General features: G+C 27.2%; 13 protein-coding genes. 10 read left to right on the top strand and 3 right to left on the bottom strand.

Annotation, left to right across the window (positions count from 1 at the left end; all coding sequences use genetic code 11):
• Positions 1 to 162: 162 nt before the first annotated feature.
• Positions 163 to 2,016 carry a 1-deoxy-D-xylulose-5-phosphate synthase gene (gene dxs, locus Q0K19_RS13065; RefSeq protein WP_297248662.1) on the top strand — a complete coding sequence of 618 codons (1,854 nt, stop codon included), beginning with the start codon at positions 163 to 165 and terminating at the stop codon, positions 2,014 to 2,016.
• A gap of 4 nt (positions 2,017 to 2,020) precedes the next feature.
• Here dxs and Q0K19_RS13060 read toward each other — a convergent pair whose 3' ends face one another.
• The 3 genes from Q0K19_RS13060 to pbpC form a co-directional block, all read right to left on the bottom strand.
• Positions 2,021 to 3,169: a hypothetical protein gene (locus Q0K19_RS13060; protein WP_297248659.1), complete on the bottom strand. Its 1,149-nt coding sequence runs from the start codon at positions 3,167 to 3,169 to the stop codon at positions 2,021 to 2,023.
• A gap of 82 nt (positions 3,170 to 3,251) precedes the next feature.
• The gene (locus Q0K19_RS13055) at positions 3,252 to 4,007 is read right to left on the bottom strand and encodes a FecR domain-containing protein (RefSeq protein WP_297248657.1); all 756 of its coding nucleotides are present in this window, start codon (positions 4,005 to 4,007) and stop codon (positions 3,252 to 3,254) included.
• Positions 4,008 to 4,086: 79 nt separating this feature from the next.
• Complete coding sequence (pbpC, locus tag Q0K19_RS13050) at positions 4,087 to 6,681, bottom strand: penicillin-binding protein 1C (RefSeq protein WP_297248655.1); 2,595 nt, start codon at positions 6,679 to 6,681, stop codon at positions 4,087 to 4,089.
• A 216-nt stretch (positions 6,682 to 6,897) separates the two neighbouring features.
• Here pbpC and Q0K19_RS13045 point away from each other — a divergent pair, with 216 nt between their 5' ends.
• From Q0K19_RS13045 to hydE, 9 genes are all read left to right on the top strand, one after another.
• Entirely contained in the window at positions 6,898 to 7,482 is a 585-nt protein-coding gene (locus Q0K19_RS13045; protein ID WP_297248653.1) for a PDC sensor domain-containing protein, read from the top strand.
• A gap of 44 nt (positions 7,483 to 7,526) precedes the next feature.
• Positions 7,527 to 8,726 carry a methyl-accepting chemotaxis protein gene (locus Q0K19_RS13040; protein WP_297248651.1) on the top strand — a complete coding sequence of 400 codons (1,200 nt, stop codon included), beginning with the start codon at positions 7,527 to 7,529 and terminating at the stop codon, positions 8,724 to 8,726.
• A gap of 156 nt (positions 8,727 to 8,882) precedes the next feature.
• Positions 8,883 to 10,721: a methyl-accepting chemotaxis protein gene (locus tag Q0K19_RS13035; protein WP_297248649.1), complete on the top strand. Its 1,839-nt coding sequence runs from the start codon at positions 8,883 to 8,885 to the stop codon at positions 10,719 to 10,721.
• Positions 10,722 to 11,249: 528 nt separating this feature from the next.
• Positions 11,250 to 13,088 carry a methyl-accepting chemotaxis protein gene (locus Q0K19_RS13030; protein WP_297248647.1) on the top strand — a complete coding sequence of 613 codons (1,839 nt, stop codon included), beginning with the start codon at positions 11,250 to 11,252 and terminating at the stop codon, positions 13,086 to 13,088.
• A gap of 205 nt (positions 13,089 to 13,293) precedes the next feature.
• Positions 13,294 to 15,135 (top strand): methyl-accepting chemotaxis protein, encoded by a 1,842-nt coding sequence (locus Q0K19_RS13025; RefSeq protein WP_297248645.1) that lies wholly within the window; start codon positions 13,294 to 13,296, stop codon positions 15,133 to 15,135.
• A gap of 466 nt (positions 15,136 to 15,601) precedes the next feature.
• Positions 15,602 to 15,853 (top strand): TM1266 family iron-only hydrogenase system putative regulator, encoded by a 252-nt coding sequence (locus tag Q0K19_RS13020; RefSeq protein WP_297248643.1) that lies wholly within the window; start codon positions 15,602 to 15,604, stop codon positions 15,851 to 15,853.
• A 45-nt stretch (positions 15,854 to 15,898) separates the two neighbouring features.
• A complete protein-coding gene (hydG, locus tag Q0K19_RS13015) occupies positions 15,899 to 17,323 on the top strand; it encodes a [FeFe] hydrogenase H-cluster radical SAM maturase HydG (protein WP_297248641.1) in 1,425 nt (474 codons plus the stop codon).
• A 111-nt stretch (positions 17,324 to 17,434) separates the two neighbouring features.
• Positions 17,435 to 18,619, top strand: coding sequence for a [FeFe] hydrogenase H-cluster maturation GTPase HydF (gene hydF, locus Q0K19_RS13010; protein WP_297248639.1), 1,185 nt, complete (start codon positions 17,435 to 17,437; stop codon positions 18,617 to 18,619).
• A 79-nt stretch (positions 18,620 to 18,698) separates the two neighbouring features.
• Positions 18,699 to 19,820 carry a [FeFe] hydrogenase H-cluster radical SAM maturase HydE gene (gene hydE, locus Q0K19_RS13005; protein ID WP_297248636.1) on the top strand — a complete coding sequence of 374 codons (1,122 nt, stop codon included), beginning with the start codon at positions 18,699 to 18,701 and terminating at the stop codon, positions 19,818 to 19,820.
• The last annotated feature ends 89 nt before the right edge of the window (positions 19,821 to 19,909 follow it).

Genomic DNA, 19,909 nt, shown 5'->3' with positions numbered 1-19,909 from the left:
TAAATTATGATACACCTATGTTATACTTCAAAAAGATAAGGAATACTTAAATGCAATATGTATGGCACCCATGCAAATTTATCATTTATATATTTTTAATATATTGAAATAAAATGTTTTATGGTTATAATTAAATTTATAATTTTAATCATAGGGTTGTGTATGTACTTAGAATCTATCAATACTCCTTCAGATATAAAAAATTTAGATATAGAGCAATTAAAATTATTAGCTTCAGAGATAAGAGAGTTTTTAATAAATAATGTATCTAATACAGGCGGACATTTAGGAAGTAATTTAGGAGTTGTAGATTTAACTTTGGTACTTCATTATTTATTTGATTCTCCTAAAGATGCTTTTATATTTGATGTAGGGCATCAGTCATATACTCATAAAATTCTCACAGGAAGAAAAGATAAATTTAACACTTTAAGAAGTTACGGCGGTATATCCGGATTTCCTAAAAGAATGGAATCTGAACATGATATTGAAGAAACAGGACATTCATCTACTTCATTATCATTTGCTTACGGATTAGCATGTTCAAAGGAGCTTTTAGGACTTAGAGGCGAAGTTATAGCTATTATTGGGGACGGTGCTATGACAGGCGGAATGGCTTTGGAAGCTATGAATAATATTGCAAATACAAATACAGATATAATAATTGTTTTGAATAATAATGAAATGTCTATAGGTAAAAATATAGGTGCTATATCTAAATTTTTAAATACTACATTGAATGATAGTTTAGTTCAGGAAGCATCAGAGAAGGTTAGGGGGCTTGTATCCACTTTGCCTTTTGGAGATATTGCTAATGAATTTATAGATAGGGGAAAGGGTGCTATAAGAACTTTTGTAGCTCCTGGAATTGCCTTCAGAGAAATGGGATTTAAATATTTCGGTCCTGTTGATGGTCATAATTTTGAAGATTTAATCAGTACTTTTCAGAAGGCAAAATCAATAAGAGGACCTAGATTAGTTCAGGTTAATACTATTAAAGGTAAGGGATATAAAATAGCAGAAGAAAATCCATCTAAATTTCATGGTATAGGACCTTTTGATATAGAAACTGGAGAATTAAAAAATAAATCTTCTTCAAAAACTTTTTCTAATTTAGCAGGAGAATGCATAATAAAAACAGCCGAAGAAAATAAAAATGTTGTTGCAATAACTGCTGCTATGGAATCGGGTACTGGTTTAACTGAATATGCAAAACTTTTTAAAGATAGATTCTTTGATGTAGGTATAGCAGAACAGCATGCCATTACTTTTGCTGTAGGACTTTCTGAAATGGGTATAATACCTTTTGTATGCTTGTATTCTACATTTTTGCAAAGAGGATATGATCAGGTTATACATGATATTGGAATAATGAATGCTAATGTTAAACTTATGATAGATAGGGCAGGGTTTGTTCCTGAAGACGGAGATACTCATCAAGGGGTATTCGATGTTTCTTTTTTAAGGATTGTACCTAATATTACAATTATGGCTCCGGTTGGAGAAAAAGATTTCAGGGATATGGTAAAAAAATCTGTAGAGTATAAAGGTCCTACGGTTATGAGGTATAATAAATCGGCTGTTAGAGAATTAAAAGCAAATATTGTATCAGATAATTTTGAGATAGGACATGCTCATATTGTAAGGGAATCTAATAAACAAAAAAATCTTATAATTAGTTATGGTCCTACTCTTATTGATATAGTTGATGCCGTTGATGAAATTAATTTTGACTGTTCAATATTAAATCTTTCTACTTTAAAGCCTCTTGATGAAGAAACTATTTTAAATATGATTAGAAAATCAGATAAAATTTTAATAATAGAAGAAAGCATAAAAAAAGGCGGTATTGGAAGTGCTATATTAGAATTAATGTCTGATAATGAAATATATAAAAGTGTAAAAATTCATGCTTTGCCTGATAAGTTTTTTGAAGTTGCTACTAGAAATGAGCTTTTAAAAATTTATAAATTGGATAAAGAAGGTATAAAAGAAATTATTAAAAATTATTTTTAATTTATTATAGTTTTATTCTTTTCATTTCTTTTAAATATTCTATAAATATATCTGTAATTATAGGATCAAGCATTATATCTTTTTCCAAGAAATTTTCTGTCATAAATAAAATAGCTTCTTTTGGAGTTTTATTCATACTTTTTGTAAGGGTATCATAAACATCAATTACTTCAAGCATTTTTGCAGGCAGATATGTAAGGCTTTGCAATGTTAATATATCTTTATAATCATAAGACACTATATATTCTATTTTATGATGAGGATTTCTTCTTAATACTGCTTTATATAATTCTGTGAAAAGTCCGTATCCATGACTATAATATTCATGATGTAAAGATACAGTTAAAGCAACTCCTTCATTACCTCTCATAAAATATTTAGCAAACCCATAATCTTTTATAGAATGATTATCTTTTTCTTCGTTTGGTAATGGTATATAATCTTTTGACTTATCCAAAGAAATATCATGCATCAATACTCCTATGGCAATTTCTGAGATAGTATTGTTTTCTATTTTTCTTACGCCTAATTTTACATTTGAATCTAATGTATTTACCTCATTGATTAAATTATATCTTTGATATATTCTTTCTGAGTATTTATAATATGTTTTTTTGAAATCAATTCTCATTTTATTGGCAGCACCTTGATTAAGTTTCTTATTAAAGAAATTTACTGATTCAATTATCATTATAAATATTCTAATGCTATGTCCTATGGTAGTATCAGATTTTAAAGAATTAAAATTATTGAACATATTGTTTGTTTCATATTCTTTAGCTGATATTATCATAGCTATTTCTGATATCAAAAGCTGAAGTATTTTAGATAGGCTATTTACATCATAATCATCATTTCTTAGTGTATTATTTTCTTTATCTTTTAAATAATTAATATATTGTATCCTCAATACAAAGCTTATTTCCAAAAGCATTTTAGATATAAGTTCTGCAGTTTCTGCATCTAAGAAATTTTTACGATAATAAGTTAATTTTGCTATATGCTGCCTCATATAAGCTGCCATTTCTTTATTAGACATATTTATTATATTTTCTAATATTTCATCTTCTTTCTTGGCTATCTCTTTATCTGAAGGAATGCAATGTGTGAATGTTTTATAAAATTCTGTTGTTTTACTGCTCAATTTTCTCACTCTTTAAATATTTCATTATTAGTATATCGGAATTTTATATCTAATATTATATATTTTTATATTATGATTAGTTTATTCCGAATTATTTTCTTATTTCATTAGTTATAATAAATGTAGTTATATTTTCGTTAGTATTTCCTACGTAATCTATAGATGTAATTTCTGCTACAGTATTAGTTTCAGTGCTTGCTTGATTTTTTATATTATTAATATTTATTTTTTCAGGTACAACAGTTTCAATATAAGGCATCGAAGCTATTTCATTTATAGTATTAGTTAAATCTTGATTTAATTCTATATTTTTTATAGATATTTTATTTGAATTATCTATATTAGCTTCCATAAATTGATTAACTTTAGTACCATTTACTTCGCCATCTCCATATAAGAATTGTGCTTTTGTGTTTCCATTATTATATGTTACAGCAGCTACTCCTGATACTTTAATATTAGCATTTGAAGTAGAAATTATGATAGAATCTGGTTTAGCATTAGATGAAGCTGCAATTAAGAAATCGCCTTTATTTAAATGCAATTTTGTATTGCCTGTTTTGTCATAAGATTCATCAATATTTAATGATGAGTTTCCTTTGACTTTAAATATATTATTGCTCTCTAAATATGAAGTAAGAGAAGAATTTGCTTCAGTGGAAATATTATCTTTGCTGAATAATAAATCGCCGTTTTGTGCAGGTTTTACTATAGCCTTTTGAGAAGATATTTTTACTTTTCCTTTTACATCTACTACTTTCATATATTGATTTGTTTTATAAGCTGACTGCAAACTAAAAGCTATAGAAAGCATTAACAATATAGAAATAATTTTTTTATTCAACATAAATAAAACTCCATAGAAAAATACATATTACACTATTGATATTATCGGTATTATAAAAATTATTCAATACTGTTTTTTTTTACTGTACATATATTTTAACAGGCGAACTTTTTATAGTTTCTCCTTCTTCTGTTTTTGCTTCTATATAAAAAGTGTAATCACCTTGTTTTAAATTCCATCTTATGTATTGTTTTTTTAAATCATCGATATTTGCTATTATTTCTTTATTGCAATATAGATTTGCACTTACAACATTCTTGGGTATATATGAAGATATGAATATATTTTGATATTCTATAGGAAGTGTAGAATCTATTTTATAAACGGAGTTGTCTGTAGGTTCTTTTATTGATAGACGTTCTTTTATATTTACAGTTCTTTCAGATGATGCATAAGAAGGAACAGCATTTAAATTCATTTGAGGCCTTTCAGCTGAATCGTACATAAAAGCATTTTCTACATTACTATTAATATTTTCTGTAGTATTATCAGTATGAGTTTCTAAGCTTCTATTTTGATTATTGATAGTATTTTTCATTCTATTGTATGCATAAATATTATTAACTTTTGTCCATTCTGAAGTAGGGCGTTCTATTTGCTGTTCTCTAATCCAGCCATTATATTCGCTTGGAAGGTTTACAAATACTTTTTCACTGATAGAACCGTCATAATTTGTTTTTATATATAGATTATGTACATCGCATTCTTCTTTTGGTACATTTATATGAGAAAACTCTTCCATTCTTGTTTCTTTGCAGAACTCTCCTCTAAGTTTTCCGCTTATAAGACAAATTTCTCTTTTTACTATAGTATCAGGCTTATTCCATTTAGTTTCTTTCTGGCTTTTATTGAGCATAGTAAATAAATCATAAAGTATAGGAACAGCTCCGTTTCCTCCAGTTATATTAATCATCTCGCTTCCTGCAAAATCACCAAGCCAAATTCCAACTATATAATCTTTAGTGTATCCTATAGCCCAAGCATCTCTTGATCCTTTTGACGTTCCAGTTTTTATAGCTATAGAAAATGGATAAACTATTCCTTTATAGCTTCTAAATGAACCCATTCTGGCATTTCTATCTGATAGTATGCTTGTTATTAAATATGCACTTTCTTCAGATATTACTTTTCTTGTAGTTTTTTTAGGTAGAGTAATAACTTCTCCGTTGGCTTTTTTTAGTGAAGTTATAGAATAATTATTTATAAATGTTCCTGAATTTGGAAATATTGTATATGCTGAAGCTAAATCTATTAAACGCACTTCAGCACTTCCCAAAACTAAAGAATAACCATAATAATCAGGATTTTTATCTATAGAACTTAATCCGGATTTTAAAAGTATATTTTGAAAATCTTTTATACTGTATCTTGCAAGCCATTTAACAGCAGGTATATTAAGTGAATTAGCTAATGCATCTCTTATGGTAACAGGACCTCTATATTTATGGTCAAAATTTTCTGGTATATAATCTCCGCCAGGTGAATTTATATGAGTTTTTATATCGGCTATAACTGAAGCAGGTGATTCTCCTTTATCAAATAAATATGCATACATAAAAGGTTTTAAAGTACTTCCTGCTTGTCTTAATGCAGTAGCTCCATTAACTGCTCCGTGGGTTTCTGCATCAAAGTAATCCATAGAACCTATCATTGAAAGTACTTCTCCTGTTTTGGCATTAAGTATCACGCAGGATATATTTCTTACATTGAATGTATGAAGCGACTGACTAGAGTTGCTTATAACTAATACAGCTTCCTTTTGCATTTTATAATCTAATGTTGTTCTTAATTCAGTTACTCCAGTATATTTTAATTGCTCTAATGATTCTTTTGCATACATTGTAAAATGAGGAGCTTTGAAAGTGTATTTTTCTTTATCATCAAAAATTTTTAATTTTTCATTTGTATATTTGTTATAATTTTCTTCTGTTATGAAATTATTATTTTTCATTTCTCCAAGTACATATATTCTTCTTGATTTTAATCTTTCTCCATATTTATAAGGATTAAATTTAGTACCCGATTTTATTATAGAAGCAAGCATTGCAGATTCATTGATATTTAAATCTTTTGCTTTTTTATGAAAGTACAAATCGCTTGCAGCACCTACACCATAACAGTTATTTCCAAAAAATACTCTATTTAAATATTCTGTGAGTATTTGCTCTTTTGTGAGATTTCTTTCTAATCTTATCGCATCAAGTGCTTCATAAAATTTATTTATATATGTTCTTTCACGAGGAATAATATTTTTTGCAAGCTGCTGAGTTATAGTACTTCCACCTGATACCACTTTACCGCTTATAAGATTTGATAAAAATGCTCTTATTATAGCTTTATAATCTATTCCACTGTGATTGAAGAAATTTTTATCTTCAGCACTTATTACAGCATTTATTAAATTTGTTGATAAATCATTATATTTTACTTCTTCAAAAAAACCGCCATGCTTTGGAAATATTGTTGATATTAGTATTGAGTTTCTATCATATATTTTTAAGGCACGTTCTTCATTTATATGCAATTCATTTTCTGAAAAAGGTTTATTAATATATTCTTTGCAGTATTTATAAAAATTATATCCTTTTGGTATAAATATAATTGAAACTGCTATTATAGATAATAACAAAGTATATATTATAGTTAATGCTATTCTTCTAATGATTTTTTCCATAATAAAAATATTCTATAATAAAAAAATAATTAGTCAAATTATATTAAATTTATAGCATTTGAATTATGATTATAAAAACTTAAAACTATAAAAAATAATTATTAATTAACTTTAAAAGTAGTAATGTAATTATATAATAAATAAATTTTGATTGACAATAATATTTTATTTTATATTATGTATATCAATTTTTTTATATATTTTAGGAGTATTGATATGCTTAAGACAGAAAAAAGAGTAAAAAGAAGCATGATTATATTAAAATTTGTCATTCCATATTTTATATTTTTTGTATTGATTTGTGTTCCTGTATATATAACTTATTATAAGCAGTATAAAGAAAATTTTTTGTATAGTATATATGATATTATGGATAATGCTTCATTAGATATATTAGGTTGGATATCTGAATATAAGATTCAATTAAAAACTGTCAATAGTTTTTTTGAAACAGATATGACAATCAATGATATGATGTCGGCTGTTTATAAAATGAAATCATCAGATAATGAATTAGTGGATGTTTATTTTGGAGGAGATGTTCCTTATGCTAATGGAGGATTTTTTATAACAGCTATTCCTGATACTATACCAAGTGATTATGATCAAACCACTAGAGATTGGTATGTTAATTCTATAATTACAAATGATGTTTATGTTAGCGAACCATATACAGATGCTTCTACTTCTTCATCTGTTATTACTTTGGCAATTGCAGTTAGAAATGCCTCTAATATTAAAGGAGTTGCTGCATTGGATGTATATTTCTCTAAAATAGAAGAGATAATGAATTTTTTGTAATATTATCTGACGGCAGATATCTTAATCATAGCAATAAAGATTATTTGCTTAATGATAGATATTCTGCTTTTAATATGCCGGAATTTTCAGATCTTAAAAATAAGATGATAAATGGAAGTGCAGTATCTATATATAAAAATCAATGGTATGGTATTAAAGAAATAGAAGGTTTTCCTTGGTATATAGTGGCTAAAGGTAATGACAAGGAGTTAAAAAATAATATATATAAATTAACTTTTTACTTATTTTTAGTTATTCTTTTATCTATAGGCTTGGAAGTTATTTTGGTAACTGTTATTACTATACCTATTACAGATACTTTAAATGAAGCTATTCATCATATAAATAATATGGCTTTAGGTAATTTTGATACTAAAGAGAATGATTCTAAAAAACATAATAATAATATAGCCAATGCTTTATCATCTTCAATATATGATATGCAGAAAAATATTAGTTCTGTAATTTATAATTTAAAACTAAATATAGATTCTATTAATGCTGAAATGGAAAAAATATCTTTAGGAAATAATGATTTATCGGATAAGACTATTGCTCAATCATCATCTATTAATGAATTAGCAAGTTCTATAGAATTTCTTTCATCTGCTATTGCGGACACTTATAATAATACTAATAATACTAATAATGCTAATAATGCTAAAGAAGTAAGTAAGAAAGCATTGGAATGCAGTATTAGAGGTGTAGAAATGGTGGCTAAAACTTCATCAAATATGGAAGAAATATCAGAGGCAAGCAAACAAATTTCGGAAATTATTAAAATGATACAATCAATAGCATTTCAAACTAATATTTTAGCACTTAATGCAGCAGTAGAAGCAGCTAGAGCTGGGGAACAGGGTAAGGGTTTTGCTGTTGTAGCTAGCGAGGTAAGAAATCTTGCTCAAACTTCTTCTAAAGCAGCTGATGATATAACAGATATAGTTGAAAGTACAATTCAAAAAATAAATTCCGGATACGAAACTGTCGCTGAATCTTCATCATTATTAAATGAAATAAATAATTTAGTAACAGATGTTTCCGATGCGTTGGTAAATATATCAAATGCAGCAGAAGAAGAAAAGGATAATATAGAGCAGATTAATGTTAGCGTTTCTTCTATTAGTGATATAACACAAAGAAATAGCTCGCTTGCAAATGATAGTGCTTTATCAAGTAAAGAAATATTAAATAAAACAGGAAATATAGCAGATAATATATCATACTTCAAATTTAAAAATTAATTTTTATTTATTGTGATATATGGTATTTATATTTTATCATATAAAAGTCTAATTATTGTAATATAATTTGACATTGTTGATAATTTTTACTATATTATAGGATGTATCATATTTTAACATCTATTATCATAAAGAATTATTAAGGGGATCATAACTATGAAAAAATTAAATAGTTTAGCATTTAAAATGCCTTTGTCTATTAGTTGTATAAGTAGCATAATAATAATTATACTCTTAGTAATTTCGTTATTTTTCTCAAGTAAAGGTATTACAGAATCAATAAATGTTGGATTTAGAAATACAGTAGAAGGATATGCTTACTTATTAGATGCTTTAACAGAAGCACAAATGCTTCTTGCAAACTCTTATGCAAGTGATGCTAATATTAGAAACTATATGATTTTTAGAGATGATGTTTATAGTGTATACAGTGGAAGAGATATGACTAATTTTATAGAAAAAAATAGCTATGCAGAAAGTATTTATTTAACAGATATAAATGGAAATGTTTTACTTACTACATCAGAAGCTTTAAGAAATAGAAATATGGCTGATATAAGACCTGATTTATGGAGAAAACTTTCAACAGGAGAAAAAGTTGCATTTGGAAGCCCTAGAGAATCACCAGTTTCAGGAGAAATAACATTGGGTGTTGGTTCTATAGTTACAGACTTTACAAATAATACAATAGGTTATTTAGTTACTACTATTAAAGGTTCAGTTATACATGATAATTATTTTTCAAAAGTTAGATTAGGAAGAACAGGAAGAATAGTTGCTGTTAATGAGAATTTTATAGTTACTATGGATATGGATCCTGCTAATATCAATAAGCCTGCACCTGAGGCATATAAAAATATATTTAATAATGCTTCAGATGAAGGTCCTTACAGTTATAAAAATGGTAATATATTGAGAATAGGATACTATAAGAAAATGGATGTTCAGCCTTGGATAGTAACTTATGCTATGAATGAAGATGAAATATTTGAACAGATAAGAACTACTGTTTTTGTAAGTATTTTAGTTGCTGTTCTTTCTATAATTGCTTTAGTTATATTTATGTTTATGTATGCTAGGAGAATTACAAAACCTCTTAGTATAGTTGTTGAAGAAGCAAAAGAAATAGAAGAAGGCAGACTTGTTATGCATGGCAGAAAAGTAAATAGAAAAGATGAGATTGGTGAATTGTCAAGATCTTTCCATAATATGAAATATAAGCTTATAGATATAATAGAAACTTCTTTGAATGAGTCTAGTAGAATGGCTCAGGCTGCTAATAGTCTTGCAACTGGAAATAAAGATTTAGCAGAAAAAGCAGAAAGTACTGCAGGCAATATTGAAGAAACAGGATCATTTATGGAAGAGATCGCAGCTGCAATCACTGTATCTATCAATAATTCCATTAAAGGAAATGAAATGATGAATGATTGTAAAATAGCTATAGAAAATGCAGCGTCAGTAGTTGAAGAAACTGTAAGAAGTATAAGTGAAGTTAATGCAGATAGTGAGAAAATAAAAAATATCATTAAGGTTATAGAAGGAATAGCATTCCAAACTAATATATTGGCACTTAATGCCGCAGTAGAAGCAGCTCGTGCAGGAGATCAAGGTAAAGGTTTTGCTGTAGTTGCTAGTGAAGTAAGAAGCTTAGCACAAAGCAGCCAAGATTCAGCTAAGGATATAACAGAGTTAATTAATCAGGTATATGAAAAAATTAACAGAGCAAATCAGATAGTAGGAAGTCAGGAACAGTTATTTGTGGGAATAAAAGAACAAATAGAAGAAACGGCGGATACAATAAGAAGCATCACTGAAGCTGCAGTAGAACAAAAAGAAGGAGTAGCTCAGGTTAATAAAGCTGTTCAGGAAATGGATACTTTAACTCAGGAAAATGCAGCTTTAGTTGAAGAGTCTACTGCATCTTCTATGTCATTATATGATGATGCCAGACATTTACAGGAAATTATTAATTTCTTTAGTATAGAAAAATAAAAATTATTGAAAGTATAGTAAATTTACTAAATATATAAAAAGTTATTTACTATACATTTCGAGTGAATAATTTTTATAATAATTTAATTTTAGATATAAATGTAATTATTAAAATCTCTAGCATGTTTTAACACTAATTGCTAGAGATTTTTTATTTATAAACTATAATAAAATTATATGGCAATTTATTTATTATACTTTTTAAATTAAAAACAAAATCATTTTTTAATATTTTAAAACTAAATATAAAAATTATGATTATTTTATAAATTATTTCATATATACTAACAATTTTTTATTAGAAATAATAAAAAAATCAATATAAAGTCTCATTATACTATCTTAAATAGTAAATTTAATTTATTAATTTAATGCTTTAAATATACATAGTCACATAAATAATAAAAATCAAAAATATTTTATTATATTGACAACTATTTTTTTTTGAATATACTATATATAGGGTTTTGTTGATTTTTATCAATCTATATTTTATATAAAATTTTATAATAATGTTAGGAGTAAATTATGAGTAAATTTTATAGTCTGTCTTTTAAACTGCCAATTACTATCAGTTTAATGTCTATATTAATGTTATTGTTTTTATTATCATCTTCATTATACTTTTCAAATAAAGGAATAACTGAGAGTATTAATACAGGTTTTGAGAATACTGTTGCGGGTTATGCTAATTTGTTTGATTCTATATTAAATGCTCAGGTAATGCTTAATAAATCATATACAAGCGGTGCTAATATTAAAAATTTCTTTTCAAATATGACCGTATATAGTAATAATGTTTTTTTAGATGTAACTTCATTTGTAGAAAATAATAGTTTTATAGAAAATATTTCTATAATGGATACAAACGGAGTAATAATTTTTGATAGAAACTCTCAATTAATAGGCAGAAATTTTATGGATTTAAGACCTTCTATGATGAATAAATTATTAGCAGGCGAAGAAGCGGCCTTTGGAGATGATATTGTTAAATCGGCTGCCACAGGTGATCTTACAATATCTTTAGGGGTAAGAATACTTGATTATAATGATCAATTGGTAGGTTATTTGGTTTCCATTATAAAAATAATGTCTATATATGACACTTATTTCAGTAATGTACGATTAGGGAAAACAGGAAGAATAGTAACGGTTAATAATAAATCTGTAGTTGTAATGGATACAGATTCTGCAGAAATAAATAAACAAGCTCCAAGTGAATATAATACAATAATTCAAAGTTCAAATACAGATGGAGAATTAAAATATTCTTTTAATGATCATATAAGAGCTGGTTATTATAAAAAAATGAGTGTTCAGCCTTGGATAGTGGCTTATGCTATGGATGAGGAAGAAATTTATGAGATAAATAAATCTATAGTAATAACTAGTGTTATTATAGGTGTAATATCCATGCTTCTTATGACATTTGTAGTATTCCTATTTACTAGAAGCATAATAAAACCTTTAAATATAATAGTAGAAGAAGCTAAAGAGATAGCCTCTGGAAGACTTATTATGCATAAAAGAAAACTAAATAGAAAAGATGAACTTGGACAATTATCTCATTCTTTCCATGATATGAAATATAAACTTATAGAGGTAATAGAAACAACTTTACATAATGCAGATAAAATGTCTCAAGCTGCTAATAGTCTTGCCTCTGGAAATAAGGATTTAGCTCATAAATCAGAAAATACAGCAGCAAATCTTGAAGAAACAGCATCATCTATGGAGGAAATAGCTTCGGCTATATCTATGGCAACAAATAATTCTGTAAAAGGTAATGAAATGATGAATCATTGTAAGGAGTCAATAGATAATGCTACATCAGTTGTATCAGAAACAGTTAGAAGTATGAATGAGGTTAATGCTGATAGTGAAAAGATTAAAGATATTATTAAAGTTATTGAGGGAATAGCTTTTCAAACTAATATATTAGCTTTGAATGCAGCAGTAGAAGCAGCTAGAGCAGGTGATCAGGGTAAAGGCTTTGCTGTGGTAGCAAGCGAAGTAAGAAGTTTAGCACAGAGCAGTCAGGATTCAGCTAAAGATATTACAGAGTTAGTGAATCAAGTATATGAAAAGATTAATAGAGCTAATAAGATAGTAGAAAGTCAGGAAGAATTATTCTTGAGTATAAAAAATGAGATAGATGAAACAGCAAATATCATTAAAGATATCAGTTCAGCAGCTTTAGAACAGCAGTCAGGAGTTGCACAGGTAAATAAAGCAGTAATGGAAATGGATTCTATAACCCAGGAAAATGCTGCATTAGTAGAAGAGTCTACAGCTTCATCACTTGCTTTATACGATGATGCTAAAGAACTTCAGTCTGTTATGAGTTTCTTTAAAATAGAAAAATAATTTTAAAAAAATATTATTATATAGAGTAACTTTATATTGAAGTTTTTTCTATATAATAATATTAATATTTATTTTTTATGTATACTTAAATATTATTTAATTGACAAGGCTAATAGTTTTTACTATACTATTTATTATTATGTATTCTATTATTATTTTCGTATTTATCTTAAATAAATATCTGAATATCTTAGGAGTTTGAATAATGAGTAGATTTAGTAGTTTGTCTTTTAAAATGCCAATTACTATTAGTTTAATGTCTATAATAATGTTAGCTTTTTTATTAAGTGCATCTGTATTTTTTTCAAATAAAGGAATAACTCAAAGTACAGATACAGGTTTTAAGAATACAGTAGAAGGGTACGCTAATTTGTTTAATTCTATATTAAATTCTCAGGTTATGGTTTCAGTTGCTTATTCCAGCAGTGCTAATATTAGAAATTATCTTATAAACAGAGATGAAAATTATAGAAGTTTAGGATTAATGGACTTAAATTTATTTATAAAAAGAAATGAGTATTTAGAAAATATTTATGTTGTAGATGTAAACGGCAGTATATTATTAGATAAAAAAAATGAATTAACAGGTCAAAGTATGGCAGAATTTAGACCCGGTATGTGGAATAAATTAAAAGCTGGTCAGGAATATGCCATTGGAAATAATATGAGAAAATCAGCAGATACAGGTGAGTATACTGTATCTATAGGTACTCAAATATTAGACTTTGAAAATAATATTATAGGTTATTTGGTATTGATAGTTAGATCATCTATTATACATAAAAATTATTTCAGTAATATAAAGTTGGGAAGAAGCGGAAGAATAGTAGCAGTTAATGATCAGCTTAAAGTTGTAATGGACACTGATATAAATGAGGTAGCTAAAGATGCTCCTAATGAATATGATAATATATTTAAGTCTGGAAGTTTAGAAGGAAATATAGAATATATTTTTAATAATCATAAAAGATTGGGATATTATAAAAAAATTAGAATTCATACTTGGATAGTAGCTTATGCTATGGATGAGGAAGAAATTTATGAGATAAATAAATCTATAGTAATAACTAGTGTTATTATAGGTATAATATCAATGATTTTTATGACATTAGTAGTATTCCTATTTACTAGGAGTATAATAAAACCTTTAAATATAATAGTTGAAGAGGCTAAAGAGATAGAAGAAGGAAAACTTGTAATTAATAGAAAGCCTTTAAATAGAAAAGATGAGCTAGGAATATTATCAAGATCATTTACCTCTATGCGTACAAAACTTATAGAAGTAATAGAAACAACTTTAAATAATGCAGATAAGATGTCCCTTGCCGCAAATAATTTAGCAGCCGGCAATAAAGATTTATCAAGAAGATCAGAGAATACAGCGGCGAATCTAGAAGAAACAGCTTCATCTATGGAGGAAATATCTTCAGCAATATCTATGGCGACAAATAATTCTGTAAAAGGCAATGAAATGATGAATCATTGTAGAGAGTCTATAGATAATGCTACATCAGTTGTATCAGAAACAGTTAGAAGTATGAATGAAGTTAATGCTGATAGTGAGAAGATTAAAGATATCATTAAAGTTATAGAAGGTATAGCATTCCAAACTAATATATTAGCTTTGAATGCGGCAGTAGAAGCAGCAAGAGCAGGTGATCAAGGTAAAGGTTTTGCGGTAGTAGCTTCAGAGGTAAGAAGTTTGGCACAGAGCAGTCAGGATTCGGCTAAAGATATCACAGAATTAGTCAATCAAGTATATGAAAAGATTAATAAAGCTAATAAGATAGTAGAGAGTCAGGAAGAGCTATTTATGAATATAAAAACTGAGATAGATGAAACAGCTAATATTATAAGAGATATTAGTTCAGCAGCATTAGAACAGCAGTCAGGAGTAGCTCAGGTAAATAAAGCAGTAACAGAAATGGATTCTATAACACAAGAGAATGCAGCATTAGTGGAACAGTCTACAGCTTCATCACTAGCTTTATATGATGATGCTAAAGAGCTTCATTCCGTTATGAGTTTCTTTAGAATAGAAAGATAAATATTATTATTTTACTTTAAGTTAAAAAATTATTTAAAAATTGAATTGATATTATAAAATTAAAGTGTGGGTATGCATAATTAAATTTTAAAATTTTCATTACATACCCCGCCCTTTAATATTTTTTATTTAATTATGAAATTATAATTTATATTTATCTTTTTACTAAATCAGAAAATAAAGCACCCGCCCAAGTGTTATTTAAATTTTTAGTTTTTATTAACGCACGTTTGATAAAATTTTATATATAGTGAAATTTGAAATGCATAATTAATGTATAATTATAGCTCCGCTTTGCGTGCGTAATATTTTTATTTAAATAACAATAAAAAATTGATAAACTTAAAAAATATCTATTTACAAATTAAAAATAATTATTATAATATTATTAACCTAAGTGAATAACTATTAAGGTTTATCATAAAGGGATTTATTAAAAAATTTATATTATCTGATTTATTAGCCTATGGAAAATAATAGAATTGCTGTTGTAGGAATAATAGTAGAAAAAACAGAAAATATTTCAAAAGTTAATGAAATTCTGCATGATTACAGCGATTTTATTATAGGAAGGATGGGAATTCCTTATAGAGAAGAGAATATAAATATAATCAGTATCGTCTTAAATGCTCCTAATGATAAAATTAATAGTTTAACAGGCAAACTTGGTATGCTTGAAGGTGTTTCTGCAAAAGCACTTTATGCAAGTAAAAAGTAATAACTAGTTTAAATATTATCAGTTTAATTATTAGGAGTTTATATCATGTCTTCTGCTGCTTTGTTTAAGTACGATTCAAAATCAAGAAATGCAAATGAATTTATTAATGATGAAGAAATTCTAAAAACCATATCTCAAGTAGAAAGCGGTAATTACAATATAAGAAATATATTGGATAAGGCTAAAGAGATGAAAGGTCTTGAACCTAATGAGGCATTAGCTCTACTTCTTTGCGATTATAAAGATGCTGAAAATGAAATGTTTGAAATAGCTAAGAAAATAAAATTAGAAATATACGGAAAAAGAATAGTTTTATTTGCTCCACTTTATTTATCAAACTATTGTATTAATGGCTGTGTTTATTGTCCTTATCATGCTAAGAACAAACATATAGCTAGAAAGCAATTAACTCAAGATGAGATTAGAGCTGAAGTTATAGCATTGCAGGATATGGGACATAAAAGACTTGCATTAGAAACCGGAGAAGATCCTGATTATGCTAGTATGGAATATTTACTTGAATCAATAAAAACAATATACAGCATTAAGCATAAAAACGGAGCAATTAGAAGGGTTAATGTTAATATTGCCGCAACTACAGTAGAAAATTATAAGAAGTTAAAAGATGCTGGTATTGGTACTTATGTATTATTTCAAGAAACATATCATAAACCAACTTATGAGAAAGTTCACCCAAGCGGTCCAAAAAGCAATTATGAATATCATACAGAGGCAATGGACAGAGCTATGGAAGCTGGAATTGATGATGTTGGTATAGGAGTATTATTCGGGCTTTATAATTATAAATATGATTTTACTGCTATGCTTTATCATGCTAAACATTTGGAGGATACCTTTGGATGCGGCCCTCATACTATAAGCGTACCAAGAATAAGACCTGCTGATGATGTTGATGTTAAAAGTTTTCCTAATGCTATTACTGATAGCTTATTCAAAAAAATAGTTGCTGTTTTAAGAATTGCCGTTCCTTATACTGGTATTATTGTTTCTACAAGAGAGAGTCAGAAATCAAGAGAAGAAGTTTTGGAAGTTGGAGTTTCTCAAATAAGCGGAGGATCAAGAACAAGCGTTGGAGGATATGTTGAAGAGGAAGAAGAGAATTCTAAACAGTTTGAAATTTCAGATAACCGTTCTCTTGATGATATTATAAAATGGCTTGCTGATATAGATTATCTTCCTAGTTTCTGTACTGCTTGCTATAGAGAGGGAAGAACAGGTGATAGATTTATGTCTTTTGCTAAAAGCGGACAAATAAAAAATTTCTGTCAGGCTAATGCTATAATAACTTTAAAAGAATATGAGAATGATTATGCCAAAGAAGAAACTAAAAAATCAATAGATAAAGTTATAATAAATGAAATAGAAAAAGTGCCTAATGAAAAGGTAAAGTCAAAATTAGTAGATTCTTTAAAAGGCATAGATGAGGGAAGGAGAGATTTCAAATTTTAATTTTTAGGGTTACTCATTTTATAATTGATTCAGTTTTCTTAATTGCATCTATTGATATATGCATTAAGAAAGCTGAATTGATTTTATTTATGAATAGGATATGTGAAAAATATGAATGATACACCGAATTCAAATAGAACTCATATTGCAATATTTGGAAGAAGAAATGCAGGTAAATCTAGTATTATAAATGCAATAGCCAATCAGGATATAGCAATAGTTTCTGATACTGCCGGAACAACTACAGACCCAGTTAAAAAAGCAATAGAAATAAATGGTATAGGAGCATGTACTATTGTTGATACTGCAGGCTTTGATGATGAGGGAGAGCTTGGAACTTTAAGAATAGAAAGAACAAAAAAAGCAATGGAATCTTCTGATATAGCTTTGCTTGTATTTGATGCTTCTTTTGAGGATAATGATTATTCGTTAGAGCTTAAATGGAAAAATAAACTTGAAAGTTTAGAGATACCAATTATAGCGGTTTTAAATAAAATAGATTTAAATGCTGATTATAAAAAAACAGAACAAAATATAAAAGAAATTTTTAATTTAGAAACCGTTTCAATAAATGCTAATAATAAAATTAATATAGATAAATTAATTGATGCTATAAAATTAACAATTCCAAAAACTGAAGAAATAAGTATAACAGGGCATATAATAAAAGAAGATGATATAGTAATGCTTGTTATGCCTCAGGATATTCAAGCCCCTAAAGGCAGATTGATTCTTCCTCAAGTTCAAACTATAAGAGATATTTTGGACAATAAAGCTGTGATAATGGCTTCGACTTTTGATAAATTTGAAAATGCATTAAAAGCATTAAACAAAGCACCTAAAGTAATAATAACAGATTCTCAAGTTTTTAAAGAAGTGGAAAAATTAAAACCTAAAGAAAGTTTATTAACTTCATTTTCTGTATTATTTGCCCGTTATAAAGGAGATGAGAAAATATATAAAAAAGGTGCTGATTTTATAGATAATTTAACAAAGGAGAGTAAAATATTAATAGCAGAAAGCTGTACCCATGTTCCTTTAGAAGGAGATATAGGGAGAGTAAAAATTCCTAATCTATTAAAAAAGAAATTTGGTTTTGAATTCAATATAGATTATGTAGCAGGTAATGATTTTCCAGATGATTTGTCTAAATATGATTTAGTTATACATTGCGGAGGATGCATGGGTACTAGAAAACATATTTTAAATAGAATAAGAATATGCGAAGAACAGAATGTGCCTATTACTAATTACGGTATGACTATAGCAAAGATTAATGGAGTGCAATATATATAAAAGTAATTTTATAGATTTATTATTTTTTAATAAAGTAAATTATTAATAATATATTTTTTACATAAAAGGAAATATAAACTTGATTAATATAAATAAAACAAAAGAAATTATTAACAAAATAGAAATAGAAGAAAAAATATCAAAAGAAGATGCTTTAACTCTTTTATCATCTTTTGAATATGATAATAATATCAATATAAAGAATTTAAATGATGAAGAAAAAGAGGAAGTAAAGAAATTAAAAGAATATTTAAGAGTAAAGGCAAGAGAAAAAGCTGATAAAGTATTCGGCAAATATGTTTTTATGCGCGGGCTTATAGAGTTTACTAATTATTGTAAGAATGACTGTATATACTGCGGAATAAGAAAAAGTAATAAAAATGCAGAAAGATACAGACTAAATAAAGAAGATATTTTGTCATGCTGCGAACTTGGTTATGAAATAGGATTTAGAACCTTTGTACTTCAGGGCGGAGAAGATCCTTATTATAATTTAGAAATTATGTCTGATATAGTAGAAGCAATTAAAACAAAATATACAGATTGTGCTTTAACATTATCAATAGGTGAAAAAGAAGAAGAGTATTATAAAGTATTAAAAGAAAAAGGTGCTAATAGATTTTTGCTCAGACATGAAACCTCTAATGATATTCACTATTCAAAACTTCACCCTGATGATATGAGTTTAGAAAATAGAAAAGAGTGTTTAAGAACTTTGAAAAAATTAGGATATCAAACAGGTACAGGTATAATGGTTGGAAGCCCTTATCAAACTTTGGAAAATATCGCTGATGATTTAATTTTTATGCAGGAGATAAAACCAGAGATGATAGGTATTGGGCCTTTTTTACCTCATAAAGACACACCTTTTGCTAATGAAAAAAAAGGAGAGTTGGAGCTTACATTAATATTAATAAGCATACTTCGTTTAATTTTTCCTTTATCATTGATACCAGCAACTACTGCTTTAGGTACTATTAAAGAAGGCGGACGTGAAATGGGCATACTTTATGGAGCTAATGTTGTTATGCCTAATTTATCTCCTATGAATGTAAGAAAAAAATATTTGCTTTATAATGATAAAATTGCCACAGGAAGCGAATCAGCTGAAGGAGTTAAAAGCCTTAAAAATAATATGGAAAATATAGGCTATATTCTTACTGGTATGCGTGGTGATTTTGATATTAACAGAGGTATTTAAACTTTATAAAAAATAAAAATATATATTTACATATAATCTATTATATATTTAGATAATGTTGTTAAATTATTATAGGGTATATATTCTTT

The organism is uncultured Brachyspira sp., assembly GCF_944393015.1.
In the GTDB taxonomy this organism is placed as follows: domain Bacteria; phylum Spirochaetota; class Brachyspiria; order Brachyspirales; family Brachyspiraceae; genus Brachyspira.
Note: the sequence above shows the minus strand (reverse complement) of the source record. Positions and strands in the feature narration are given on the sequence as shown.

What these genes read in the sequence shown, in the direction of transcription:
- dxs (WP_297248662.1), top strand. Translation starts at nt 163, where the DNA reads ATGTACTTAGAATCTATCAATACTCCTTCAGATATAAAAAATTTAGAT.
- pbpC (WP_297248655.1), bottom strand. Translation starts at nt 6,681, where the DNA reads ATGGAAAAAATCATTAGAAGAATAGCATTAACTATAATATATACTTTG.
- hydG (WP_297248641.1), top strand. Translation starts at nt 15,899, where the DNA reads ATGTCTTCTGCTGCTTTGTTTAAGTACGATTCAAAATCAAGAAATGCA.
- Q0K19_RS13030 (WP_297248647.1), top strand. Translation starts at nt 11,250, where the DNA reads ATGAGTAAATTTTATAGTCTGTCTTTTAAACTGCCAATTACTATCAGT.
- Q0K19_RS13020 (WP_297248643.1), top strand. Translation starts at nt 15,602, where the DNA reads ATGGAAAATAATAGAATTGCTGTTGTAGGAATAATAGTAGAAAAAACA.
- hydF (WP_297248639.1), top strand. Translation starts at nt 17,435, where the DNA reads ATGAATGATACACCGAATTCAAATAGAACTCATATTGCAATATTTGGA.
- Q0K19_RS13025 (WP_297248645.1), top strand. Translation starts at nt 13,294, where the DNA reads ATGAGTAGATTTAGTAGTTTGTCTTTTAAAATGCCAATTACTATTAGT.
- Q0K19_RS13055 (WP_297248657.1), bottom strand. Translation starts at nt 4,007, where the DNA reads ATGTTGAATAAAAAAATTATTTCTATATTGTTAATGCTTTCTATAGCT.
- Q0K19_RS13035 (WP_297248649.1), top strand. Translation starts at nt 8,883, where the DNA reads ATGAAAAAATTAAATAGTTTAGCATTTAAAATGCCTTTGTCTATTAGT.
- Q0K19_RS13045 (WP_297248653.1), top strand. Translation starts at nt 6,898, where the DNA reads ATGCTTAAGACAGAAAAAAGAGTAAAAAGAAGCATGATTATATTAAAA.